Origin of the sequence: Labrenzia sp. THAF82, assembly GCF_009363435.1 — a bacterium.
Classification (GTDB): Bacteria; Pseudomonadota; Alphaproteobacteria; order Rhizobiales; family Stappiaceae; genus Roseibium; species Roseibium porphyridii.
This window is the reverse complement of sequence record NZ_CP045354.1, coordinates 3,416,234-3,439,908: the sequence shown is the minus strand read 5'-3', so window position 1 is coordinate 3,439,908 and position 23,675 is coordinate 3,416,234. Positions and strand designations below refer to the sequence as shown.

Here is a 23,675-nt window from a genome sequence, read left to right as displayed (position 1 = left end):
ACAGTCTGCGGAGCCGGAGCCAAGGTGGCAGGACACTTTATTACATTCGAAGGCGGTGAGGGGGCTGGGAAGTCAACTCAGATTGCCCGCTTGAAGACCTTTCTGGAAAGCTGCGGAATAAAGGTTGTCGTGACCCGTGAACCTGGAGGGTCTCCAGGCGCAGAAAAAATCCGGGCGCTGCTGCTTTCCGGCGAAGCCAGAGAACTCGGCCCAAGGGGCGAAGCCATGCTTTTTGCAGCCGCCCGAGCAGACCACGTCGATACGACCATACGGCCTGCCTTGGAACAGGGAACCTGGGTACTGTGTGACCGGTACGCCGATTCAACGCGAGTCTATCAGGGTGAAGCCGGTGTTGATCCCGACTATCTCAAATTGTTGGAAACCGCCGCTGTTGCAGGCGTTTATCCGGAATTGACGATCCTGATCGATGTTCCTGCTGACGTCGGGCTCAAAAGGGTTGTTCAACGCTCTGAGACAGACGCCAGTGGCGGACCTGACCGGTTCGAGGGCGAAGCCCTCACGGTCCACGAACGCAGACGGCAGCTTTTTCTGGCACTGGCAAAGGAAGAAGACTACCGATTTGCTGTCATTGACGGTCAGCAAGATACTGACCAGGTGGAATCTTCCATCCGAAACGCCGTGCTGAATGCTTTTCAACAAGAACTCGAGCACACAGAAACCTTTGCCGACAAGGCAGAGGCAGCCTCCTGATGGCTCGTAGAAACGAACCGGTCGAGATACCGGAAGTTGATGCGATCTCCGGGTATCCATTGCCCCATGAAAGAGATCGACTCATCGGGCACTCCAGGACTGAAGCAGCGTTGCTTGAGGCCTACAGGTCCGAACGGTTGCACCATGCCTGGATCCTCGGCGGGCCAAAGGGGATCGGCAAGGCCACCCTGGCTTTTCGGTTTGCCCGTTTCGTCATCGCAAACCCGGACCGTTTCGGACCTTCGGTAACAGCTGCAAAAGATCTGTCTGTGTCAGAGGATAATCCTGTTTCCAGACAATTGTCGGCAGGCGGCCACCCGAACATCCTGCATTTGCGCAGGCCCTGGGATGAAAAAGGAAAACGGTTCAAATCCGACCTACCCGTCGATGAGGTCCGGAGAACCGTTTCATTCTTCGGAACCACCGCCTCTGCAAAATCATGGCGCATTTGTATTGTCGACGCCGCCGATGACATGAACATAAGTTCCGCCAACGCACTGCTGAAAATACTGGAAGAGCCACCCGCGCGGTGCCTGTTTCTGGTACTCAGTCATGCGCCGGGGCGTTTGCTGCCAACCATCCGTTCGCGTTGCCGCCGGCTGGATCTTGCAACACTGTCGCCAGAAGAAATCGGAAGCGGTTTGGCAGACCTTGCGCCTGACCTTGTTCCTTCAGGTAATGACCTGGCAGAGCTTGCTGAGGCTGCGGATGGAAGCCTGCGGTCGGCAATAACGCTTTTGTCCGGCGATGGTCTTGCGATTGCCAAGGGTATGAAGAAACTCGCCAACCAGGGTGCACAGGTTGATCTCGCCGCCGTTCACGCTTTGGCTGACGTTGTTGCAGCACGTGGCCAGGCAGATAACTGGGAAAGCTTCCAGCACATGGCCCAGGCCTGGCTTCATGAATGCATGCGCCGGGATGTCAGTTCCAGTGTTCGGAACGCATATGGATTTGTTGAGCTCAGCGAAAAAACAAACCAGGCGATCCGAGATGCAGATGCGCTCAATCTCGACCGAAAACAAGTCGTGCTGGACTTCTTTCTGTCCCTCAAAGCAGCATCCGGCCAAGGCAAGCCCTTTACGTAATGTCTTTTCTGACACCTGTCGTTGTCCGTGACCATTGCCAAATCTGCCTCTTGGGATCTTGTCTGTTTCCCTGTATCAAGGCCTGCTGAATCACTGTGTTGCGACTTTTAATACAACCATCTTGGAACTTTCATGCTTGTTGACAGCCATTGCCATCTCGACTTTCCCGACTTTGACGGCGAACGTTCCGAACTGATCGCACGAGCAAAGGCCGCTGGTGTCGAATTGATGGTCACAATCTGTACCCATGTGCGGAAATTTGATCAGGTGCGCGCCATTGCCGAGGAGTTCGACAATGTCTACTGCTCCGTCGGGACGCATCCGCACAATGCAGGCACAGAGCGCGATATACCGGTTGACGAAATTGTGAGCCTTGCTGCCCACCCTAAGGTGGTCGCGATCGGCGAAGCAGGTCTCGACTACTTCTATGACAAGGCGCCAAGAGAGGCCCAGGCCGAAGGGCTGCGCGTCCATATCGAAGCCTCTCGGCAAACAGGGTTGCCCTTGGTCATTCACGCAAGAGACGCTGATGAAGACATGGCCGCCATCTTGCGTGAAGAGATGGGAAAGGGGCCATTTTCCGCTCTTCTTCACTGCTTTTCGTCCGGGCGCGACCTTGCCCTCACCGGTATTGAACTCGGGCTTTACGTTTCCTTCTCCGGTATTTTGACATTTAAACGCTCAGAAGAGTTGCGCGATATCGCGCGCGACCTGCCTGCAAACCGTTTGCTTGTAGAAACCGACGCGCCTTATTTGGCACCGCAGCCCAGGCGCGGAAAGCGCAACGAGCCGGCCTATACCGCTATGACCGCAGCCGTTTTGGCCGAAACACGGGGTGTTTCCGAAGCTGAAATTGCGCGCCAAACGACTGAAAACTTCTTTCGTTTGTTCAAGAAGGTGCCAAATCCTGCAAAGCTCACCCAGGTAGCCGCCCAATGACGGTAACCGCGACCATTTTGGGATGTGGGTCATCTGGCGGCGTGCCACGCATCGGCAACGACTGGGGCGATTGCGACCCAGGTGAGCCGAGGAATCGACGTCTGCGCTGTGCAATCCTTGTGGAAAAGCGTGTGGACAACAAGTGCACAACCGTGTTGATTGATACTGGACCAGACCTGAGGCACCAGCTCTTGGCAGCTAATGTGCAGAACGTCGATGCGGTCCTATACACCCATGCTCATGCCGATCACGTACACGGAATTGACGATTTGCGCGGCTTCTGGGTCAAGAGCGGCAAGAAAACTAACGTTTACATGGACTTGGAAACCTATGGAAGAGTTCATTCTGCGTTTTCATATTGCTTCGAAACACCCAAGGGCTCTAATTACCCGCCTATCCTTGAGCATCAGCCAATTCAAATCGGGAAGCCTATCGAAGTCTCCGGCGCTGGGGGAACAATAAGCTTCGAACCGATTGAAGTCGTTCATGGTGAAATCAATGCACTGGGGTTCAAAACCTCCGGCCTTGCTTACGTTCCGGACGTTTCCGATATTCCGGAAAAGAGCGAGAAAGCACTGAAAGATCTGAACATTCTGGTTCTCGATTGCTTGCGACGACGACCACACCCTAGCCATTTCTGCCTTCAGGACTCACTTGAATGGACAAAGAGGTTGGCTCCCAAAAAAGCTGTTTTCACCAATCTTCACAATGACTTGGACTACAGAACGTTGTGCGATGAACTGCCGGCTGGCATAGAACCGGCCTATGATGGACTGCAGCTGGTTCTGGACGATGCCCACGACGAGTTTGCCTTGTCGAACTATGCAGGCTAAAGCGCGCTACAAGAAACCGACCGAAGAACGATTGAAGCGTTGGGCGCTTCATTACCTGGAGCGTTATGCATCATCTGCAGCCAATCTTCGCAGGGTTCTGCAACGCAAGGTCTCAAAAGCCTGTCGCAGCCTTGAGTTGGAGCCGCAAGACTACGAGCCAATGATTGACCGCGTTGTCTCATTGTGTGTCGAGACCGGCCTGATCAATGATCTTCATTACGCTGAGACAAAGGCAGCCAGCTTACGTCGGCGTGGAGGATCCAAACGCAAGATTGAAGCGCAACTGATCGCCAAGGGCGTTGACCGCGACATACTTCAGAACGTGCTTGAAAGTGATGATGAAGCCGAGCTTCAGGCAGCGATCGCATTTGCACGCCGGCGACGTCTTGGTCCGTTTCGCAAAGCCGCGGACCGTGATCAGCGCCGGGATAAGGATCTTGCTGCATTGTGCCGAGCCGGATTTGCTTTTGAAGTCGCACGACAGGTCATTGACGCACATCAAGAGATCGAACACGACCAGAGCGGTTTTTCTAACTGAACGCCATGCGGTGTTGAGACTAAGTGGTCGCTGACAACGGTAAGCCTTTGGTTTCAGGGTCATTCCTGCCTAAGTAAAAATGTTCCATAATATTGATTATGCGAATTTGATGTGTGGATGCTCCTCTGCGGTGCACGGGTTTGTCCATTCAAGAATGCGGCACTTCCCGCTTTGACGCTTGAGCTGGTGGATGCGACATCAGATAAGTTTTAATGAGTGAGCGAGACCAAAAAGCAAATTGAAGTTTTGCCTCTGGTCAACGGCGATGATGTCAGCGTTTCGACCGCGCCTATCTCATGAACATGTCAAACGGCATATCTTACACCTTCAAACAAATCCAGATCCAAAGTCACTCCCGGAGTTCGGCGTACCACATGTAGGCGTCACACGTACAATGCCATCACAGTGAGCCAGGACATCGCTTAGGTCGATCTGTAATCTGTCTGAAAATCCTGATGACAGTCTTTAGGTAATCTTGAAATCGACAACTTCTCGACCGCGTATGATGCATTGCGCGCTTCTGGATGAATATGAAGTCCCTGGTTGGTCCAGTTCAAAGCTTACCCGTATCGTTTGTCTGTATCCGCCACTGATGTTATGCACGGTCTGATTTCTGATGACCGGATACGGCATTCTTTTCCTGGCGAACTCGACACAAATTTCGTTGGCCAGACTTGCACTGATAGTGTCGCGTTTCTCCTGTTCCTTTTTGCGCTCCTTCTCCAGGTCTTCTGCAGTCTTGCGAGCGATTTTTGCCGTTGCCAGGCATTGTGAAAACTCAATTGTCCCCGGGACGAAGCCTGAATCGATACAAATCAACTCGTCCTTGCTTGGCCGGGATGAAGCTGAAGTATCGTCTGTTACGCACCCACCGAGTGCAAGAAATGGCAATAAACAAAAGACTTTTTTCATGTCCGCCTCGCAGAGGCTGTAGCAGCCTGAAGTGTTCTGAATTGTGACCAAGATGCCCTGCCAAGACAATGCAACTTCTAGGTGAGGTAAATGGATATCTTATTGGTATTTGTGTCAATGCCTTTCTTGTTCCGTCCAGCGCTTCGACTTAACGTGACGAGAAAAGTGATCATTGTTTTTGGTGGTCACTCACAAATGCGGCACTTCTCAATCCTTTCAAACTGGACAACGTGTGCGTTTAAAGGAGAACTAAACTCGACCCGAGTGAGTGTTTAAGAACCTCTCGACCAAACAAGCAATCTCGACAAATAAGGAGTTTGCTCAGGTCGTACCACCCCCTACTTGCGCCCTTTATGCTTCGCTCAATTTCAAGATAGTCGCCAGACGTACGTCACACGGAACTCAGCAGGATTGAAGTTTCGCTGTTCGTAATCCCGTCAACGCCTCTGACATCCCTGAGCACTCGGTCAAAGTCCGTGAGATTGATGGCGGTCAATTGGGCGACGAGATCCCACTTGCCATTGGTTGAATGAAGTTGTCGCAGTTCCGGAAGACCGCGCAACTTTCGAATGACGCTGGTTGTCGATTTGCCGGAAACTTCGATCATCATGATCGCATGCACGCCATCCGGGCCGTGGTCTTCTCTTGCGCGAATGGTGAAGCCCAGAACGGCACCGCTGTCCAACAGCCGGTCGAGCCGGTTTTGCACGGTCGCCCTGGAGACATTGAGGATCGCGGCAAGCTTGGCAACGGGTGCACGACCATCCTCTCTCAAGATCGCAATCAATTGGCGATCGAGTTCGTCAAAAACATGCATTGCATTTTGCTCGTTGATTGATAGCTATTTGCTCAAAGATACCAGACATAATGTATGGTTTGACTATAACTTTTGCAAATACCAAGGCATATCTTTGTGCCGGCACCCGAAGTCGCCGGAGAGCAAGATGCACAACAAATCGATACAAGCACCACAATCGGTGGTGATGATCAGATCTCATCACTTCACACCGAACACCCAGACAGCCAAAGACAATACGTTTCAAGGACAGGTCGCCAGCCACACAGCAGAACAAATCGCCTCGCGAGCGTATAGTGAAGTCACTCAAGCAGTCAGCGCGTTGTCAGATGCCGGTATCAAGGTCCATCTTTTTGAGGACAAAAGCACTGCGACACCGGATTCAGTCTTTCCGAACAACTGGTTTTCAACGCACTCGGGCGGCCATATTGCAGTCTATCCGATGTACTCACCCAACAGACGCTCAGAACGCCGGCACGACGTGTTGGAGCTGCTGAAACAAAGATTTCGGGTTCAGGACATCAGAGACTATTCCGGACTGGAACAAGACGACCTTTTTCTGGAAGGCACGGGAGCCATGGTCGTCGATCATCTTGAACGTGTCGCCTATGCGGCCCGGTCCAGACGAACCAGCGAAGTCTTGCTGGAGCGCTTTTGCGCGCACTTCGACTACGAGCCCATGGTATTTGACGCATTCGATTTGTCAGGAGCGCCGATCTATCACACCAACGTTCTGATGTGCATTGGAACCGGGTTTGCAATGATAGGCCTTGATTGCATCCCAGATAGAGTACGGCGACAAGAGGTTCTGGACCGTATTCACGCCGGACACCGCGATGTCATTGAACTCTCGCAACAGCAAATCGCCGATTTTGCGGGAAATGCTATTGAATTGTCCGGTTCAGATGGCCCTCTATTGGCGTTGTCTCAGCGAGCCCTGGCCTCGCTGAACTCACGCCAGAAAGCACCTCTTGAAGCTCATGTCTCGCTGTTGCCGCTCAACATTCCAACCATAGAGCTTGCCGGCGGCTCCGTCCGTTGCATGATTGCAGGCATTCATTTGAGTGAAAGACCGCAAGCGATTTGAACACCTGATCTATCGCGGTTCTCTTGTGCCTGATTGCAGCGTTTAACGGTCCATGAGTTCCAGAGACCCGGAGAAACCGGTCAATGAAAGTTCCATTTTTGCGCTTTGGTTCCCTGCACTGACAACCCCGATCCGCATCACCTGCCCCGACTTCATGTCTGCAATCATTTTGGAGGGCAGCGCAACCCGCACGTATGCGCCGTGTTTGTCGGCTGTCTTAAACGGGTATCGAGTTGTCGTGCCGTCATCAATCGAGACTGCTACCCCTGAGGTCAAGTCGAGACCATGAGGCAGCAACAACCCCATGGCCCAAGCCTCGCTATCTTTCACAATTGTAGCGCTGACAAGCCGTTTTCGCGATTGAGTTTCAAGAACAGTCTGAGACATGGTACAAAATTCAGGCGCCTGCCCGCTTTGATTGCCACAATTCACAATCCAGTCTGAACCGTTTTTTCCAGCCACTGCGTTGGCTTTCGATTGTGCCAAAGCAGGTGGCACACAAGCAATTGTCGCAGCAATCAAACTTGATGGCAGGAGAGCCCACGCTGACCGGTGGCTAAGCTGGTTCATGATTGAACTCCTTTTCAGATTGGAAAGACTGGATTGACGGCGAGGCCGCGTTAGAACTTCAGCGATGCTTTGATGAAACCTGCATGCTGGCGCGTACCAGGTGACAAACGACCCTGATAACCAAGTTCGAGTGCTGTGTTGCCGGCCGACAGCAGCATTACGCCGGCTTCCACATCGGCAAGAACGTTGTCCACGTCAGACGTGCTCTCAAAGCCTGGCGCGCCGGCCGGAGCACCTGCAAAATGGGCGGTCAGAGAGTTCTGGTCTTGCGAAGAAAGCGTGACACCGGCCTTGAGGCGCATGCGGGCTGTCCAGCCATTGGACAGTGCATGCTCGCTTCCGATTTCAATCGCGGGCGTGACCGAAAAATTCGTTTCTGCGGAGCTGTCCACACTGAGCGCTGTCGCAGAGTTGCCGGTCTCGGTGAAGCCGTCGCGGTCAAGATAGGCAAGATACAGATCCACCTGCGGCTTGGCGTAAAAACCGCTTTCTTCCAGCAAATAGGCAGCACGCATCTGGGCGCCTGCATAGGAGATGTCGTAGTCGCCTTTGTTGACCGCACGAAGACCGCCGAAGTTGACACTTCTGGTGGTTTCATAAGCGCCGATGCCGCCGGAAACAGCCCCTGCGATCAACAGAGCACCATGCTGGTACTTCAGCGTGCCCCCGAGATGAAAGCGGTCGCTCCGGGCACTGGCACTGGCGTTGCTGTCCAGGGTGCCCTGCTCGTATCCAAGCCCGAACCCGGCGTGCCAGTCTTTCCAGACCTGGTACTGCCCGCCAACGGAAACGCCTCCGACACGTTCCTCAAAGCCGATCCGGTCCGCTGTTTCGTCAACACTCAGAAGACGCCCCTGCGGGCGTAGCCAAAGGCAATCGCCCTCGCGTATGAACGCATGAGCCCCACCTTCAACGGGACACGAGAACAGACTGTTCGTAAAGTTAGCCGCGGAGAACAAAGAGGCCGTCTCGGTGTTGAGCGCGATCTCCGGAGAAAGCTGATTGAGGGCTGTTCTCATTTCCCCGACAGATCCCAAATTGAATAATCCCTGGATCACCGGGCCAGTCTCGCCGGTATCGCCGCTGTTGATCGCGTTGAGCGTGGTCAGTGTGTTTGTCTGGTTCGAGTTGAAAGTGCCGGCCTCGGCATTGAAGCTGAAGTTGAGCGCCACATCGTTCGCGTTCGGGTAGACCAGTTGAACCTCGGTCAGCGGATTGGTGAATGTCTGCATGGTGCCGAGCGCAAGCCCACTGTCGGTGACCCCTCCCCCTGCACTAACGATCGTAAAGAGACCGACAGGATCAGCGCCTGTCAGATTGAGATCGACGGTACCGGCCAGATCTGCCTTGCCGGTGACCGTTAAACGATCATTGGTGCTGCTTGCCCTGTCCACATCGACAACAAGAGATCCGTCGGCCGTCTGCACGAGATTGCCGTTGATGGTGACCGCTGCAATAGCCCCGCTGCCGCCTGTCGAAAAGACACCGCTGTTGGTAACAGCACCGTTGATCGTGCCCTTCGCATTGAGGGTGCCCCTGTTGGTCACCGCCCCATTCAACGTTCCGGTGGTCGTGAGTGTCGCGCCAGTCGCGTTGGTCAAGCCGTGGGTCACGGTCAGCGTCCCCGCATTGGAGAACATCGCGCCTGTGCTGTTGACGATCGTATCGGCCGACAGCAGCCGCCCTGCTCCAACCGAGACACCGGACGTGGCTGTGGAGGTGTTGGTCAGCACGCCGATGCCGGTCATGTCACCGCCTGCGACACCGAGCTGTCCGCTGCCCTGATTGGTGAGGTTGCCGCTCACCAGAACATCACCGTCAACGACATTGATGGTGCCGTCATTGAAGATCGAACCGGTTGTTGTTGAGGCAAATGTTGCTGTGCCGCCGGGGCCATTGAAGTTGATGACGCCATTGGCCAGATTGTTGATCGCTCCGGCATCGCTCACCGTGCCATTCGTGGCAACATCGATGAGAGAACTGTTATTCAGTGTATTGCCGGTGCCCTGAAGTGTCGCATTTTCACGAACTCGGATCGTGCCGCTGGAATTGGTGATGACGGCCGCGGCAAGCGTGTTGCCCGCGCCAATTGTCACCGTCCCCGCATTGGTCAGCGTGTTGATCGTCTCATCGCCCTCCAGCGCAAACGTTCCGCCAGTCACCTGAAGATCGGCTGTCGCCAGGAACGCACCGCCATCTGTGGACAGCGTTCCGCCGTTGACGGTGACGCTGGCAGACGAAAGTGTCCCAGTCCCATTTACATTCAGCTGTCCACCGCTGACAGTCGTGTTGCCGACAAGCGTTCCGCCTGTGATCTGGTTGAACACACCGCCCGAGACGACAAGCGCGCCGCCAATCGCCCCGGTGTTGGTTGTCGTGCCGTCGCTGTTGGAGGCGCCAGCGGTAATCGTTCCTGTGTTGGTGAAAGTGCCGCCGGTGCTGATCAGAGACGCAATCGTACCGGCATTCGATCCGGTGCCGGCACTGGTAACCGCCCCCGTCGTGCCCCCGGCCTGATTGGTGAAGCTTGCGTTATTGACAACAGCCCCGGCTAATGTGCCCTGGTTGACGAGCGTGCCCGACGTCACCGTCGTGCCGCCGGTATAGGTGTTGGTGCCGGTCAGCGTCAGCGTGCCCGCACCCGCCTTGGTCACGGTGCCGGAACCGGAGATGACGTCTGACAGGGTCACTGCATCCGAGCGGTTGAAGATCAGCGCCGCGTTGTTGGTGATGTCTCCGGCCACACTGCCGGTCGTGCCGCCGTTGCCGAGCTGCAAGGTCCCCGCAGTCACCGTCGTGCCGCCGGTGTAGGTGTTGGTGCCGGTCAGCGTCAGCGTGCCATCGCCGATTTTCTCCATCGGTCGCGCCCCGCCCGTTACAGATATCACACCTGATTGTGTTGCTGAGCCTGTCAGCACCTGTAGCTGGGTCGTGTTCGAATTGATGTCTATCGGCGCTGCACTGGTCACGCCGTCGGCGTAGTCGATCACCGAGCCGGTTGTGGTGATGGAAAAACTGCCATCGCCGCCCGCGGCCGTCGTTGCCAGGCTCAAGGTCCCTTCGGAGACGGTGACCGTGCCGTCAAACCCTGTATTGTCGCCGGAAAGCGTGAAAGTGCCCGTACCGCGCTTGTTGAGAATGCCGCCACCGCTGAAAGACCCTCCAAAGGTGGTGCTGGCATTGTTGCCACCAGTGGTCAGCGTATGCAGAGAACCATCAGGGTCCTCAACGTGGACCGTTCCGCCCGTCCCGGCGAGGGACCCGATTGTTTCGGATACGTCAAGGATCAATTCACCTCCATTCACAAGGACGGCATTGCTATCCAGGATCACCCCCTCACCTGGGGGGGGACTATTCAGACCGATGGTCAATGTTCCACCATTGACTGTCGTAGACCCGGTGTATGTATTTTCTGCTGCAAATTGATGGAGGTCGCCGGCATTGATAACAACACCGCCAGTGCCGGACATCACTCCGTAGAAAGTACTTCCAAAGCCGGCGAAAGTCAGCGTATTTGCATTCAGGACAAAGGAACCAACTCCTGAAATCCTGCTTACCGTTTCATCTGTCTGCAAACTGATGGTAGCCCCACTCCTTACCGTGAGACCATCTGTGTCACCGATGGCGTCGCCGTCGTCGTTGTTTAAGATCAAGGTTCCGGCTTGGACGATAACACTTGTACCGGAGAGTTTACCTGTCATTGTCAACGTTCCGGTTCCACCATCACCATTGACTAAAGTGATCCCATTTCCGCCATTCCTTCCTATGTTGCTGTCAATGAAGGCGGACCCGCTTCCCGTGACGTCAATAGTTGTAGGAGTGCCGTTCGCCTGCAGCAGCCCGGTGCCATCTAGTCTTCCATCACCGGCGAAATTGATGTCATCAAACGGCGTCAACGTGTTGATCGTTGTGGTCTGACCGTCGGCAATATCGATCTGCTGAGCCTGCACATCGGTTGCGGCAAAGGTGATAGTGCCCGCGGCGACAAGTGACGCGGACGCCAGAAGGTGTGAATTCAGAAGCCACATGGTTGGCGCACCACACGACCTTGAAACCGGGGTCCGGTTCCCACGAAAACCAAACTTGCGAAGTGTCACATCTATCCGTTTCGTCGTTACAAAATCAGCTAGACCTGCTGGAACGACATGCGCGTCGAAGCGCCGCCCCCCAGAGGTTCGGGAGTTGTTACAGGCGATCGGAAAGATTGGAACGTATCATCCGTATTTTGACGGATATGCGCTTGCATTTGTCCGATATGCGCGCGAATGTGCAAGCTGCCGGTCAGATCGAAGTTCAGAGGTTCATGAAGAGATATAAGCCGCGAACTGCGCTTGTGTTCGCCACACTATTCTTGATCTTCATAGCGACTGCTAAGTCAAAAGCTGAAGATCCCGGAAACACATGCGCGACCGGTTTTATCAATGGACTTGAAAACACTCTTTCGGAAAATCAAAGCGATCAACTGCGCTCACTGAATGCGGAATACTATATTGATCTCTCAAACTCGCTGGAGACCAGTGAGATTAGCCAAAAAGAGTTTTCCAAACTTCCCTGTGCCACGGCGCTACAAGCGCCTTTGCCCGGCCAAACCCTATGGCTCCGCTTTGCTGTAAACAACGACCATGAAACAAGAAAACACTGGCTGGTCGCATTTGCTGAAACCATTTTCGATGACGTAATTATTTATGAACAAACCCGAGACGACTTAGTCTTGATAGCTCGAGATGGCCGGACCGTTCCTCAATTGGAAAGAGCATCCCGTTCCATGAAGCCCGGTCTGCCTCTTGTTGTGGGGCCAGGCGAGAGAAAAGTGTTCTATCTTCGTGTTGCCGGAACCGTGGAACCGACTTTGAAACCGGTCATCATCACGCCGAACCTGTTTGCAGACTGGTCCACCGGCATGATGATATTGAATGCATTGTTTTTGAGCTACGTGTTATCAATCACGATCTTCAGCCTGATCATTTTTCGTCAGATAGAAACCCGTTTTTACAAATATTATTCGCTCTATCTCGTCAGTCAGTTTTTGTTCTCGTTTCTCTATGATGGGTGGCTTCATAAAATTCTGGGCATCACCCTGCCCGTGTCAGTGATCTCGCCGGTCATGTTCTTTTTCACCGGGGTCGCAGCCTTTGCAAATGTCCAATACTGTAGAATTTTGCTCGAGGTTGATGCCGGCCAGAGACGCCTGACGGTTTTGTTTTCCGTCTTGTCTGTGACCACCATTATCTCAACTGTTCTTGCGGTCCTGGATCCATGGACACTGGCAGTGCCATTGCATGTTATTTACTTCTTCTGCCCCTTGGTCCTGTTGATCGTCGCTCTGCGCAAGATCAGAGAAGGATTGCCACAGGCAAAGCCGATTGCTCTTTCGTTATTGTTCTTTACCAGCGGCCTTGTTGTCGCGGTCTACTTTTTCTCCTTCCCACTTGAAATTACCAACGCCACCTACGCCTACGAACTCATCATTCGCTACCCAATTTCCTGGGGCTATTACATTGCGATCATTGGGGAAACGACATTCATGCTAATTGCGATTTCTGTCATGGTCAAAACCATGCAGAGCCAGAAGCATGCTGCGATCATGGAAGCCAACCTATTGCGGAGCGATGTAACGGTGAAGGCTGAGGCACTTAAAGACACCGGTGCACGTATAGACGCATTGGAAACGATTTTGACGGAGGATCCGAACAACAATCTGCTGGCGCCGGCGGAGAAACGATTTCTCGAACAGGCTACTGATTGTGTTCAGGATCATATTAAAGACGAAAATTTCGGCGTCAAAGAACTGGCAGCCGCTCTGGCTACAAGTGAAAAGACACTGGGCAGGCGAATAAAGAAGGTGAACGGGCTGACATCGGCAGCCTTCATTCGATCCGTACGTTTAAATCAAGCTCGAGATCTGATCCTTATGCGTCAACACAACACAATAGCGGAAATCGCCCATGCATCCGGATTTTCGAGCGTCAGTTATTTTTCGAAAATGTATCGTCAGGCCTTCAATGAAACTCCCGGTGACGCGCTGAAAAATGCAACGGCCGATCCTCAAAAATGACCGTCGACCTGTCAGATCTTCTATTCGAGAGAATTGATTGAACAGCGCTTTGCTCCCGGTTGCATTGCGACCAATCGTGAAGAGGTGACGGAAGCGACGTGCAGACTGGCACACTTAGTCATCCTGCCGACCTGCACGCCCACGCATCTTCTTGATATTGCCCCGTTGTTTCTTTGCTTCCAGGCGACGCTTCTTGGAAGCCAGGGTGGGCCTGGTTGCCTTGCGCGGCTTTTGCCTTTCTGTCGACTTTCGCAACAACTCTAGCAGACGCTCCAAAGCGTCTTCTCGATTGCGTTCCCTGGTTCTGTATCTGTCGGCACGCAATACAATTTCGCCGTTCAAGGTCAACCGGCTCCCGGCCAACCTTGCAGCGCGCGATTTGATATCCTGCGGCAGTGTCTCGTTTCCAGCCAGGTTAAAGCGCAGCTGTACGGCGGTAGACACCTTGTTGACATTCTGGCCACCGGGCCCGGAGGCCCTGATGAAATCCTCCGACAGATCTTCTTTCGAAATAAAAAAGCGATCGGTCACGGAGATCCGCGAACTGTCGGGCAGATCTGAAGGCTCATCCGTCATTGGTTTTGATCGGCTGCCTCAGGCAAGGTCAACCCGACACCGTTCAGGATCAGCGTTGTAACTGCTTGAACCGTTTCCATATGAAATCCGGGGTCACTCAGGTCTTTGCCCGTTAGCGCTCTGATCTGGACGGAAAAATCCGCATAGTGTTGTGTGGTCGCCCATATGGTGAAAATCAGGTGAAGCGGATTGACCTGTTGCATCTTTCCGGCCGAAATCCAGTTTTCAATCACCTGGCTCTTTTCTTCCACGAGACGCTTCAGATCCGTTTCCAGTATCGGGAGGATTTGAGGCGCTCCCTGCATCACTTCGTTTGCAAAAAGACGCGACGCTTCTGGAAATCTCGCCGACATTTCAATTTTTTGCCGAATATAGTCTGCGAGCTCCGCAGCTGGTTCACCATCTGGCTTCAACGTCTTCAACGGCGCGAGCCACACTTCCAGAATATGCGCCAAAGTTGCCTTGTAGATCGCTTCCTTTGAAGAGAAATAATAGAGAAGATTGGATTTCGACATGCCCGCTTCCGCGGCAATTCGCTCTACGGTTCCCCCTGAAAATCCCTTTCGGGAAAACTCGGCAAGCGCGGCCTCCAGTATCAGTGTTCTGTTCTTTTCCTGAATGCGGCTCATGCCGCCCGGTTTAAGTGATGCCGTATCCTGACCGCTCAGACCTGTCATCAAATTCGTCCGTTTCAGCCCATGTGGGCGCCAATCTAGATGTCCAAAATGTAAGCTGATTCCCCTCATGGAAGCAGCCCGCCCGGACCTGTTGTTGCGCGTCGCATCGGCAGGTGACCACAAATTGGTCATGTCGATTGGATTTGCATCTTGACCATTTGGTCAAATCCCTCCTAGGGTAAATTGACCAGATGGTCAGAAGGCTAGTCGATCACCAAAGCGCCCGCAATGGGCAACTCTTGATCGTTCGGCAGCATCTGACCATCATGGTCGTGATCCGGCGACAAGCCGTGATTGGCGTGAGCCATCCAGAAAGAAGGATCGTCAGGAAGAGGCAAAAGCCCGCCCGAGGATCATGAGGGACAGTGTAGGGAGAGGATCTGATCGGCGTTGCATTGCCGCCAATGCTCCGTTGCTCATCATCCTTTCTTTTTGAGATCAACAGTCGACCTTGAGCGCAGCAAAAGGGTCGCAAGGAGGACGCATGTCATCACCGGCATCTCCGGCAGCATCGAGCCACGCTGCCACAAACAATCTTGAAGCATTCTGGATGCCGTTCACGGCAAATCGTCAGTTCAAGCAAACACCGCGCATGTTCGTTTCGGCCAAGGATATGCACTACACGACCGCAGAGGGGCGTCAGGTGCTTGACGGAACTGCAGGTCTTTGGTGCTGCAATGCGGGCCACTCGCGCCCAAAGGTCGTTGAGGCCGTGCAGCAACAAATCGCGACACTCGACTATGCGCCCGCCTTTCAGATGGGGCATCCGAAGGCATTTGAACTGGCAGCCAGACTGGCTGCATTGATGCCCTCTCCTCTTGATCATGTCTTTTTTACTAACTCCGGCTCGGAGAGCGTCGACACAGCACTGAAAATCGCGCTGGCCTACCAACGTTCCATTGGTCAGGGGACACGAACACGCCTGATCGGGCGTGAGCGCGGGTATCACGGTGTGGGTTTTGGCGGCATCTCAGTTGGCGGCATCGTCGCGAACCGCAAGACCTTCGGCACCATGCTGGCGGGGGTCGACCATATGCGGCACACGCACGACCCGGACCGCAATGCATTTTCCCGGGGGATGCCGGAAAATGGCGCAGAATATGTGGAAGATCTGATCCGCATCATCCAGCTACACGACCCGTCGACGATTGCGGCAGTGATCGTTGAACCCGTGGCCGGTTCAACAGGAGTTCTGATCCCCCCCAAAGGATATCTGGAACGGCTTCGCGAAATATGTACCCAGCACGGAATTCTGCTGATTTTCGACGAAGTTATCACAGGTTTCGGCAGACTTGGTTCGCCCTTTGCGACAGACTTCTTCGGCGTCACACCAGACTTGGTCACAACGGCCAAAGGACTGACATCAGGTGTTGTGCCCATGGGAGCGGTATTCTGCTCTTCCGATATCTACACCGCTTTCATGACCGGCCCGGAACACATGATCGAATTGTTCCACGGCTATACTTATTCCGCCCACCCAGTCGCTTGCGCAGCGGCTCTTGCGACCCTTGATACTTATGAAGAAGAAGGTCTTCTGACGCGCGCCGCCGAGCTTGCCCAACATTGGGAAGACGGTCTGCATGCCTTGAAAGACTGCCCGCATGTCATCGACATACGCAATCTCGGTCTGATCGGCGCAGTTGAACTGGAACCGATTGCCGGAGAACCGACCAAAAGAGCATTCTCGGCCTTCCTGAAGGCCTATGACGACGGTATCCTGATCCGCACCACGGGCGATATCATTGCCCTGTCACCACCGTTGATCATCTCCAAGGACCAGATAGACGAATTGTTCAGCAAATTGCGCAGTGTTTTGAATGCGATAGATTGAACAAAAGCTTGTCAACGAGACACCGACACCTTTCTAGGAGACACGCAAATGGCCGCTCCAGGCGAAAACTTGAAGATCAATCCGGACAGGCTCTGGGACAGCCTGATGGAAATGGCAAAGATCGGCCCGGGTGTCGCTGGCGGAAACAACCGGCAAACCCTGACTGATGAGGATTCAGAAGGCCGTAAATTGTTTCAAAAATGGTGCGAAGAGGCCGGACTTTCGATGGCCGTTGATACTATGGGCAACATGTTCATGACCCGGCCGGGAACGGATCCCGATGCTCTGCCGGTCTATGTCGGGTCTCATCTCGATACCCAGCCAACAGGCGGTAAATACGATGGGATCCTCGGAGTTCTAGGCGGGTTGGAACTTGTGCGCACGATGAATGACCTTGGTCTGAAGACCAAACATCCGATTGTCGTGACCAACTGGACCAATGAAGAAGGCACGCGTTTTGCCCCAGCCATGCTGGCTTCCGGTGTATTTGCCGGTGTTCACACACAGAACTGGGCTTATGATCGCGAAGACGCCGAAGGCAAGAAGTTTGGTGATGAACTGAAGCGCATCGGCTGGGTGGGCGACGAAGAAGTTGGCGCTCGCAAGGACAAGATGCACGCCATGTTCGAGCTTCACATTGAACAGGGGCCCATCCTGGAAGCTGAAGGCAAGGACATTGGCGTTGTGACACACGGTCAGGGGCTCTCCTGGACGCAAGTGACCGTGACCGGAAAAGACAGCCACACCGGTTCGACGCCGATGCCAATGCGCAAGAATGCAGGGCTTGCCATGGCGCGCATTCTGGAACTGGTTGACGAAATTGCCTGGTCGCACGCCCCTCATGCTGTTGGCGCGGCTGGACACATCGACGTCTACCCGAACTCGCGAAACGTGATCCCCGGCAAAACCGTCTTCACCATAGACTTCCGGTCGCCCGACATTGCCGTTATCAAGGACATGGAAGACCGGCTGAAAATCGGTGGCAAGAAAATCTGCGACGAAATGGGACTTGAAGTCGAATTCGAAAAAGTCGGCGGTTTTGATCCGGTAGAGTTCGACCAGGGCTGCGTCGACGCGGTCAGAAATGCTGCCGAACGGCTTGGCTACTCCCACCAGAATATCATTTCCGGCGCGGGACATGATGCGTGTTGGATCAACAAAGTCGCCCCGACAGCAATGATCATGTGTCCGTGTGTCGACGGCCTGTCGCACAACGAGGCAGAAGAAATCTCCAAAGACTGGGCGAAAGCCGGTGCGGATGTTCTTTTCCATGCCGTGGTGGAAACGGCGGAGATCGTCGAATAATGCGATTTTTTGGAAAAGCGATGGCATTGGCAGGCAGCGTTTTCATGCTGTCCCTGCCCGCCTTCGCTTTTTCCGCCGGCGACAGCTGGGATTGGCAGTTAACGGAACCGGCTGAGCTCAATAGGCCCGTCAAGGTGCTGGATCTGCATCCGTCTATCGTATCGCCCGAAGACTTGGCCGCTCTGAAATCCAAAGGCATCAAGACGATTTGCTATGTCAGTGTGGGTACACTTGAAAGAACATCACCCGACAGGGCAAATTTTCCGTCAGAAATCATCGGCAACACTTATGACGACTGGCCCGATGAACGCTTTCTCGACATTCGCCGCCTCGATGTCCTGTTACCGCTCATGGCAGCCCGTTTCGAAAGTTGCAAGTCGATGGGGTTCGATGCAATTGAGCCAGACAACATGGATGTCCATGACAATGACAGCGGCTTCCCGATCACAGAGCAGCACGCGGTCGCCTATATTCGCTTGCTTGCCGGCACGGCGCGCGGTCTCGGTTTGAAGATCGGACAGAAGAATGTACCGGACCTGACCGAGAAACTGATTGACGTGCTCGACTTTGCCATTGCGGAAAGCTGTTATCAGGACCGAACCTGCAAGGCTTACAGCGCCTATAATGACGCAGGCAAGGCCATCTTTGATGCGGAATACATCGACAAGCCGATACACTTCACCAAAGCGTGCACCATCGCTGAAAAATACGGGATCTCGATGATCCTCAAAGACCGGGACCTGACGGCTCCCGCGCTTTGGTGCCCTGAACCCAATTGAATGATCAACCGGGCAAATCTGCCGGTGAAACTGATGTGAACGAAAGGGAAACGACGATGGCAAGCAAAGTGATCAAAGGTGGCACTGTTGTCACTGCTGACCTGTCCTACGAAGCCGACGTGAAGATCGAAGACGGCCGTATTGTTGAAATCGGCCCGAACCTTTCAGGTGACGAAACCCTGGACGCGACCGGTTGCTACATCATGCCGGGCGGCATTGATCCGCACACGCATCTGGAAATGCCTTTCATGGGCACATTCTCATCTGACAATTTCGACAGCGGGACCCGTGCAGCCCTATCCGGCGGCACGACAATGGTCGTTGACTTTGCCTTGCCTTCACCCGGTCAGTCGCTGCTCGAAGCGCTGCAGATGTGGGACAACAAGTCCACAATGGCGCATTGCGACTATTCCTTCCATATGGCCATCACTTGGTGGGGTGAGCAGGTCTTTAACGACATGCAGGAAGTGGTCCAGAAAAAGGGCATCAACACGTTCAAACACTTCATGGCGTATAAAGGCGCCCTAATGGTGAATGACGATGAGATGTTCGCCTCCTTCCAGCGCTGCGCTGAACTTGGCGCTTTGCCCCTGGTCCACGCTGAGAACGGCGACGTTGTCGCAACGCTTCAACAAAAGCTGCTGGCAGAAGGTCACAATGGCCCCGAAGGCCATGCACACTCTCGCCCACCGGAAGTTGAAGGGGAAGCAACCAACCGCGCTATTATGATCGCCGATATGGCAGGTGTCCCTGTTTACATCGTCCACACCTCGTCCGAACAGGCACATGAAGCAATCCGTCGGGCAAGGCAGAATGGCATTCGCGCTTATGGCGAACCTTTGATCCAGCACCTGACACTCGATGACAGCGAATATTATCATCATGATTGGGACCATTCCGCCCGCCGCGTGATGTCTCCGCCGTTCCGCGACAAGAAGCACCAGGACAGTCTGTGGGCAGGCCTGGCCTCGGGTTCCCTTCAGGTGGTCGCGACGGACCACTGTGCTTTCACAACCGACCAGAAGCGTACTGGCGTGGGGGATTTCACGAAGATCCCCAACGGCACCGGCGGTTTGGAAGACCGCATGCCAATGCTCTGGACTTACGGAGTTGGAACCGGTCGGTTGACGCCAAACGAATTTGTCGCGGTTACTTCAACCAATATTGCAAAGATCCTGAATATCTATCCGAAAAAAGGAGCTGTTTTGGTTGGAGCGGACGCCGACCTTGTGGTCTGGGATCCGCAAAAGGAAAAGACAATCACAGCTACCAACCAGCAGTCAGCCATCGACTACAACGTCTTTGAAGGCAAGGCTGTCAAAGGGCTTCCTCGATACACACTGACACGTGGACGTGTCGCGGTCGAAGACGGCACCGTCAATCACAAACAGGGCCATGGTGAGTTTGTCGCCCGTGAACCGTTCCAGGCTGTGAACAAAGCACTTTCGACGTGGAAAGAACTGACAGCTCCGCGCAAAGTGGAACGCACAGGCATTCCGGCCAGCGGTGTCTGACTGAAGATATTCCCTCCCCGTCTGGGGAGGGAACCGTGCCAAGGGAGGGCCCGTTTGTCGGCCAGTTTTCCAATGGCTCGATAGCGAGGAAATGAATGACTGCTCTTGCCAGCGCAAAGGACACCGAAACGGTGGAACAGACGACCAGCGCCAGCCCGAAACGCGTTATCGACATCGACAATCTGTCGCTGACGTTCGAAACCAATGACGGACCGGTTCACGCCCTTTCCGACATCGACCTCAAGATCGACGAAGGTGATTTCGTTTCGTTTATCGGCCCGTCCGGTTGCGGCAAGACCACGCTGTTGCGCGTGATCGCCGATCTGGAACGGCCAACGGCCGGATCAATAACAGTCAACGGCGTCTCACCGGAGAAGGCCCGCCTGAACCGTGCTTATGGCTATGTATTTCAAGCCGCAGCTCTTTATCCCTGGCGCACGATCGCCAAGAATGTCGCCCTGCCCCTTGAAATCATGGGACTGCCCAAAACCGAGCAGCAGGAGCGGATCGCCCGGAACATGGATCTTGTGAACCTGTCCGGGTTTGAAAAGAAATATCCCTGGCAGCTCTCCGGCGGCATGCAGCAACGCGCCTCCATTGCACGTGCGCTGGCCGTTGAACCGGATCTGCTTCTCATGGACGAGCCATTCGGTGCCCTGGATGAGATCGTTCGCGACCATTTAAATGAACAGCTGCTCCAATTGTGGGCAAAAACCAACAAGACCGTCGTTTTCGTGACCCACTCAATTCCGGAGGCCGTTTTCCTCTCGACCAAAATCGTTGTGCTCTGCCCTCGCCCGGGCCGCATCTATGACGTTATCGACAGCGATTTGCCGCGCGAGAGAAACTTGGACATTCGCGAAACACCGGAATTCCTGAAGATCGCCCACAGGGTACGTGACGGCCTTCGTGCCGGTCATTCTTATGAAGACTGAAGCGACCATGGTAATTGAGATCAAAAGCGCGGTCGAAGAAGACATGATAGCTTGCGGCAACATTTTGAACGATTGGATTGACGAAACGCCATGGATGCCGCGCGTCCACCCACACGATGATGTTGTGCGGCACTATGTTGATTTTGTGTATTCAAACCGCTGTGTGTTGGTTGCAAAAGACAGCGACGGATTTGTTCAGGGCTTCTCAGCAACAAGTAGCGATGGTTTCGTCACAGGGCTGTATGTCGCAAAAAGTGCCCGCAAAGACGGATTGGGCAGCCGGCTACTTGATAACGTGAAACAAGATTTTTCCGATGGTGTCAGCTTGTGGACCTTCGTTGCCAATACTGATGCACAAAAGTTTTATTCAATGCGTGGCTTCCACGAGGTTCGCCGAACTGATGGCGACAACGAAGAGAACCTTCCGGACATACTATTTTCTTGGAAGCCATCCGGGGAGCATCAATGACAGACACTTCTCTCCCCGGAAATCGCAGCACCAACCCTTTTTCTGGCCTGATGTCCGGAACGGTCGGACCCGTTATCGTGGTCGTCTCTGCCATTCTAGCGATCTGGTACATAGCTGCCGTTGCACTCAACACGCCCTTTCAGCAGGAAATCTATGAGCGTGCGAGCCAGACCGATGTTCCTGTCAGCCAGCTGATAACCGACACACTTGCCCAGGAACGCCCAGTTCTGCCGGCACCTCATCAGGTTGTCATAGAGATCTGGAAAACAACGGTTGAGAAGAAGATCACATCAAAACGCTCGCTGATCTATCACAGCGGCATTACGCTTTCTTCGACCTTGATGGGATTTCTTATCGGAACAACGCTCGGCATTCTGCTGGCGATCGGCATTGTTCATTCTCGCGTACTCGACAAATCCCTAATGCCGTGGATCATATCCTCGCAAACCATCCCGATCCTGGCCATCGCGCCGATGATCATCGTCGTTCTGAATGCGGTCGGGATTTCCGGATTGCTGCCGAAGGCCCTTATCTCAACTTATCTCTCCTTCTTTCCGGTTGCCGTCGGCATGGTAAAGGGATTGCGGTCGCCTGAAGTGATCCACATGGATTTGATGCACACCTATTCCGCCACCCGCGTTCAGGCATTCTGGAAGCTCCGCCTTCCCTATGCAGTGCCGTTTCTATTCACCTCCATGAAGATCGGCATGGCCGCTTCACTGGTTGGAGCGATTGTCGGTGAATTGCCAACTGGCGCCGTTGCAGGACTGGGGGCAAGACTTCTAGCAGGCTCCTACTATGGCCAAACTGTTCAGATCTGGTCCGCATTGCTCATGGCAGCCTTCCTTGCCGGGTCTCTTGTCGCGCTGATAGGCGTTTTGGAAAAACACACCCTCAAACGTATGGGCATGGCAAGATGAGTGCACAAGCAGCTGCCAAACGCAGATTAGACATGCCGGCCCTTCTTGCCTGGTTTGTTGTGCTGATGGTGATTGTCGGGCTTTTCAGCCCAATCTTCGGGCCTGACTACGGCATCATGGACGTGCCGAGATTGGCAGCTTGTCTGGTGATCCTAGCCATTGCAGGTGTCCGGTATGAACTTGGTTTCATGCGCAACTGGATCGGGGATCTCATACTCGGGCTTGTTGCTGCCGCGTCGGCCTGGCTGTTGGTTTCAACTGTGTCGCAGCATGTCGGAGAAGCGAAACTGGGTTTCTGGGCACTGGCAATTGCGACCTGGGCAGCCTCCTGGCTCTTTGTCGAGAGACTGGCAATCTGGAAAAGCCGTTCGCAGACTATGGCCCGCATCGTGAATTTGGCGATACCGGCCATATTCGGCATCACGATACTTGTTCTTTGGCAACTGGTGGTGACCGGTGCAGGTGTGCCGAAAGTACTGTTGCCTGCCCCTTCTGAAATCTGGGTGCGGCTCATCAATTCTGTCCCGACGTTATGGGCTGATTTCCAGCAGACTTTCCTTAAAGCGGTTCTGGCAGGCTACATAATTGGCTGCGGTTCGGCATTTCTGATTGCAATCCTTGTTGACCGGGTACCGTTTCTGAGAAGAGGCCTTCTGCCCATCGGCAATCTGGTATCCGCTTTGCCCATCATCGGCGTTGCACCGATCATGGTAATGTGGTTCGGCTTCGATTGGCCATCCAAGGCGGCGGTCGTCATCATCATGACGTTCTTTCCAATGTTGGTGAACACTGTTTCGGGCCTTGCCGCGTCAGATGCCATGCAGCGCGATTTGATGCGTACATATGCCTCCAGCTATTGGCAAACGCTCTTCAAGTTGCGCCTGCCCATGGCCATGCCGTTCATCTTCAATGCGTTGAAAATCAATTCGACCCTGGCTCTGATCGGAGCCATTGTTGCTGAATTCTTTGGCACTCCAATCGTCGGCATGGGGTTCCGGATCTCAACGGAAGTCGGTCGCATGAACGTCGATATGGTGTGGGCGGAAATTGCTGTTGCCGCTCTTGCAGGATCCTTGTTCTACGGCGCTGTGGCGCTGGTGGAGCGGGCCGTCACATTCTGGCACCCGTCCATAAGGAGTTGAA

At 54.1% G+C, this 23,675-nt stretch carries 22 protein-coding genes; 15 read left to right on the top strand and 7 right to left on the bottom strand.

All coding sequences use genetic code 11. The annotated features are described in order from the left end of the window. Positions 1-24 precede the first annotated feature (24 nt). From tmk to FIV00_RS16080, 5 genes are all read left to right on the top strand, one after another. Complete coding sequence (gene tmk / locus FIV00_RS16100; RefSeq protein WP_152501696.1) at positions 25-711, top strand: dTMP kinase; 687 nt, start codon at positions 25-27, stop codon at positions 709-711. Further along, a complete protein-coding gene (locus tag FIV00_RS16095) occupies positions 711-1,796 on the top strand; it encodes a DNA polymerase III subunit delta' (protein ID WP_152501695.1) in 1,086 nt (361 codons plus the stop codon). Before tmk ends, FIV00_RS16095 begins: the two co-directional genes overlap by 1 nt. A 132-nt stretch (positions 1,797-1,928) precedes the next feature. After that, positions 1,929-2,735 (top strand): TatD family hydrolase, encoded by an 807-nt coding sequence (locus tag FIV00_RS16090; RefSeq protein WP_152501694.1) that lies wholly within the window; start codon positions 1,929-1,931, stop codon positions 2,733-2,735. Continuing rightward, positions 2,732-3,568, top strand: a complete 837-nt coding sequence (locus FIV00_RS16085; RefSeq protein WP_152501693.1) for an MBL fold metallo-hydrolase — start codon at positions 2,732-2,734, stop codon at positions 3,566-3,568. The genes FIV00_RS16090 and FIV00_RS16085 overlap by 4 nt, the downstream gene beginning before the upstream one ends. Continuing rightward, a complete protein-coding gene (locus FIV00_RS16080) occupies positions 3,558-4,106 on the top strand; it encodes a regulatory protein RecX (RefSeq protein ID WP_152501692.1) in 549 nt (182 codons plus the stop codon). The genes FIV00_RS16085 and FIV00_RS16080 overlap by 11 nt, the downstream gene beginning before the upstream one ends. A gap of 465 nt (positions 4,107-4,571) precedes the next feature. Here the strand turns inward: FIV00_RS16080 and FIV00_RS30100 are convergent, their stop codons facing one another. Beyond that, complete coding sequence (locus FIV00_RS30100; protein ID WP_152501691.1) at positions 4,572-5,018, bottom strand: hypothetical protein; 447 nt, start codon at positions 5,016-5,018, stop codon at positions 4,572-4,574. A 391-nt stretch (positions 5,019-5,409) separates the two neighbouring features. Next, the gene (locus FIV00_RS16070) at positions 5,410-5,835 is read right to left on the bottom strand and encodes an Lrp/AsnC family transcriptional regulator (protein WP_152501690.1); all 426 of its coding nucleotides are present in this window, start codon (positions 5,833-5,835) and stop codon (positions 5,410-5,412) included. Between the two features lie 127 nt (positions 5,836-5,962). On the opposite strand from FIV00_RS16070, the gene ctlX reads away from it, so the two are divergent. Continuing rightward, a complete protein-coding gene (ctlX, locus tag FIV00_RS16065) occupies positions 5,963-6,901 on the top strand; it encodes a citrulline utilization hydrolase CtlX (protein WP_152501689.1) in 939 nt (312 codons plus the stop codon). A gap of 42 nt (positions 6,902-6,943) precedes the next feature. On the opposite strand, the gene FIV00_RS16060 is transcribed toward ctlX, so the two are convergent. Together FIV00_RS16060 and FIV00_RS16055 are read right to left on the bottom strand one after the other, a co-directional pair. Continuing rightward, a complete protein-coding gene (locus FIV00_RS16060; RefSeq protein WP_152501688.1) occupies positions 6,944-7,471 on the bottom strand; it encodes an invasion associated locus B family protein in 528 nt (175 codons plus the stop codon). 50 nt (positions 7,472-7,521) lie between these two features. Then, positions 7,522-11,499: an autotransporter domain-containing protein gene (locus tag FIV00_RS16055; RefSeq protein WP_152501687.1), complete on the bottom strand. Its 3,978-nt coding sequence runs from the start codon at positions 11,497-11,499 to the stop codon at positions 7,522-7,524. A gap of 305 nt (positions 11,500-11,804) precedes the next feature. Between FIV00_RS16055 and FIV00_RS16050 the strand changes: the two genes are divergently transcribed. Further along, positions 11,805-13,526, top strand: a complete 1,722-nt coding sequence (locus FIV00_RS16050) for a helix-turn-helix domain-containing protein (RefSeq protein ID WP_209006570.1) — start codon at positions 11,805-11,807, stop codon at positions 13,524-13,526. A gap of 114 nt (positions 13,527-13,640) precedes the next feature. On the opposite strand, the gene arfB is transcribed toward FIV00_RS16050, so the two are convergent. From arfB to FIV00_RS30445, 3 genes are all read right to left on the bottom strand, one after another. Then, on the bottom strand, positions 13,641-14,102 hold the full coding sequence (arfB, locus tag FIV00_RS16045; protein WP_152501685.1) for an alternative ribosome rescue aminoacyl-tRNA hydrolase ArfB: 462 nt from the start codon (positions 14,100-14,102) through the stop codon (positions 13,641-13,643). Further along, entirely contained in the window at positions 14,099-14,779 is a 681-nt protein-coding gene (rutR, locus tag FIV00_RS16040) for an HTH-type transcriptional regulator RutR (protein WP_152501684.1), read from the bottom strand. Before rutR ends, arfB begins: the two co-directional genes overlap by 4 nt. Positions 14,780-14,982: 203 nt before the next feature. After that, positions 14,983-15,117, bottom strand: coding sequence for a hypothetical protein (locus FIV00_RS30445; protein ID WP_256366661.1), 135 nt, complete (start codon positions 15,115-15,117; stop codon positions 14,983-14,985). A 146-nt stretch (positions 15,118-15,263) separates the two neighbouring features. Here FIV00_RS30445 and FIV00_RS16035 point away from each other — a divergent pair, with 146 nt between their 5' ends. From FIV00_RS16035 to FIV00_RS16000, 8 genes are all read left to right on the top strand, one after another. After that, the gene (locus FIV00_RS16035; RefSeq protein ID WP_152501683.1) at positions 15,264-16,610 is read left to right on the top strand and encodes an aspartate aminotransferase family protein; all 1,347 of its coding nucleotides are present in this window, start codon (positions 15,264-15,266) and stop codon (positions 16,608-16,610) included. A gap of 48 nt (positions 16,611-16,658) precedes the next feature. Continuing rightward, on the top strand, positions 16,659-17,915 hold the full coding sequence (locus FIV00_RS16030; RefSeq protein ID WP_152501682.1) for a Zn-dependent hydrolase: 1,257 nt from the start codon (positions 16,659-16,661) through the stop codon (positions 17,913-17,915). Beyond that, positions 17,915-18,694 (top strand): endo alpha-1,4 polygalactosaminidase, encoded by a 780-nt coding sequence (locus FIV00_RS16025; RefSeq protein WP_152501681.1) that lies wholly within the window; start codon positions 17,915-17,917, stop codon positions 18,692-18,694. Before FIV00_RS16030 ends, FIV00_RS16025 begins: the two co-directional genes overlap by 1 nt. Positions 18,695-18,750: 56 nt before the next feature. Beyond that, on the top strand, positions 18,751-20,208 hold the full coding sequence (gene hydA, locus FIV00_RS16020; protein ID WP_152501680.1) for a dihydropyrimidinase: 1,458 nt from the start codon (positions 18,751-18,753) through the stop codon (positions 20,206-20,208). 95 nt (positions 20,209-20,303) lie between these two features. After that, positions 20,304-21,143 (top strand): ABC transporter ATP-binding protein, encoded by an 840-nt coding sequence (locus FIV00_RS16015; protein WP_152501679.1) that lies wholly within the window; start codon positions 20,304-20,306, stop codon positions 21,141-21,143. Beyond that, positions 21,133-21,612: an N-acetyltransferase gene (locus FIV00_RS16010; protein ID WP_152501678.1), complete on the top strand. Its 480-nt coding sequence runs from the start codon at positions 21,133-21,135 to the stop codon at positions 21,610-21,612. The genes FIV00_RS16015 and FIV00_RS16010 overlap by 11 nt, the downstream gene beginning before the upstream one ends. After that, the gene (locus tag FIV00_RS16005; RefSeq protein ID WP_152501677.1) at positions 21,609-22,532 is read left to right on the top strand and encodes an ABC transporter permease; all 924 of its coding nucleotides are present in this window, start codon (positions 21,609-21,611) and stop codon (positions 22,530-22,532) included. The genes FIV00_RS16010 and FIV00_RS16005 overlap by 4 nt, the downstream gene beginning before the upstream one ends. Beyond that, positions 22,529-23,674 (top strand): ABC transporter permease, encoded by a 1,146-nt coding sequence (locus FIV00_RS16000; RefSeq protein WP_152501676.1) that lies wholly within the window; start codon positions 22,529-22,531, stop codon positions 23,672-23,674. The genes FIV00_RS16005 and FIV00_RS16000 overlap by 4 nt, the downstream gene beginning before the upstream one ends. Position 23,675: the final 1 nt, after the last annotated feature.

Coding starts and splice junctions, on each gene's coding strand:
- FIV00_RS16095 (WP_152501695.1), top strand. CDS start 711: ATGGCTCGTAGAAACGAACCGGTCGAGATACCGGAAGTTGATGCGATC.
- FIV00_RS16090 (WP_152501694.1), top strand. CDS start 1,929: ATGCTTGTTGACAGCCATTGCCATCTCGACTTTCCCGACTTTGACGGC.
- FIV00_RS16085 (WP_152501693.1), top strand. CDS start 2,732: ATGACGGTAACCGCGACCATTTTGGGATGTGGGTCATCTGGCGGCGTG.
- FIV00_RS16080 (WP_152501692.1), top strand. CDS start 3,558: ATGCAGGCTAAAGCGCGCTACAAGAAACCGACCGAAGAACGATTGAAG.
- FIV00_RS30100 (WP_152501691.1), bottom strand. CDS start 5,018: ATGAAAAAAGTCTTTTGTTTATTGCCATTTCTTGCACTCGGTGGGTGC.
- FIV00_RS16070 (WP_152501690.1), bottom strand. CDS start 5,835: ATGCATGTTTTTGACGAACTCGATCGCCAATTGATTGCGATCTTGAGA.
- ctlX (WP_152501689.1), top strand. CDS start 5,963: ATGCACAACAAATCGATACAAGCACCACAATCGGTGGTGATGATCAGA.
- FIV00_RS16060 (WP_152501688.1), bottom strand. CDS start 7,471: ATGAACCAGCTTAGCCACCGGTCAGCGTGGGCTCTCCTGCCATCAAGT.
- FIV00_RS16055 (WP_152501687.1), bottom strand. CDS start 11,499: ATGTGGCTTCTGAATTCACACCTTCTGGCGTCCGCGTCACTTGTCGCC.
- arfB (WP_152501685.1), bottom strand. CDS start 14,102: ATGACGGATGAGCCTTCAGATCTGCCCGACAGTTCGCGGATCTCCGTG.
- rutR (WP_152501684.1), bottom strand. CDS start 14,779: ATGACAGGTCTGAGCGGTCAGGATACGGCATCACTTAAACCGGGCGGC.
- FIV00_RS16035 (WP_152501683.1), top strand. CDS start 15,264: ATGTCATCACCGGCATCTCCGGCAGCATCGAGCCACGCTGCCACAAAC.
- FIV00_RS16030 (WP_152501682.1), top strand. CDS start 16,659: ATGGCCGCTCCAGGCGAAAACTTGAAGATCAATCCGGACAGGCTCTGG.
- FIV00_RS16025 (WP_152501681.1), top strand. CDS start 17,915: ATGCGATTTTTTGGAAAAGCGATGGCATTGGCAGGCAGCGTTTTCATG.
- hydA (WP_152501680.1), top strand. CDS start 18,751: ATGGCAAGCAAAGTGATCAAAGGTGGCACTGTTGTCACTGCTGACCTG.
- FIV00_RS16015 (WP_152501679.1), top strand. CDS start 20,304: ATGACTGCTCTTGCCAGCGCAAAGGACACCGAAACGGTGGAACAGACG.
- FIV00_RS16010 (WP_152501678.1), top strand. CDS start 21,133: ATGAAGACTGAAGCGACCATGGTAATTGAGATCAAAAGCGCGGTCGAA.
- FIV00_RS16005 (WP_152501677.1), top strand. CDS start 21,609: ATGACAGACACTTCTCTCCCCGGAAATCGCAGCACCAACCCTTTTTCT.
- FIV00_RS16000 (WP_152501676.1), top strand. CDS start 22,529: ATGAGTGCACAAGCAGCTGCCAAACGCAGATTAGACATGCCGGCCCTT.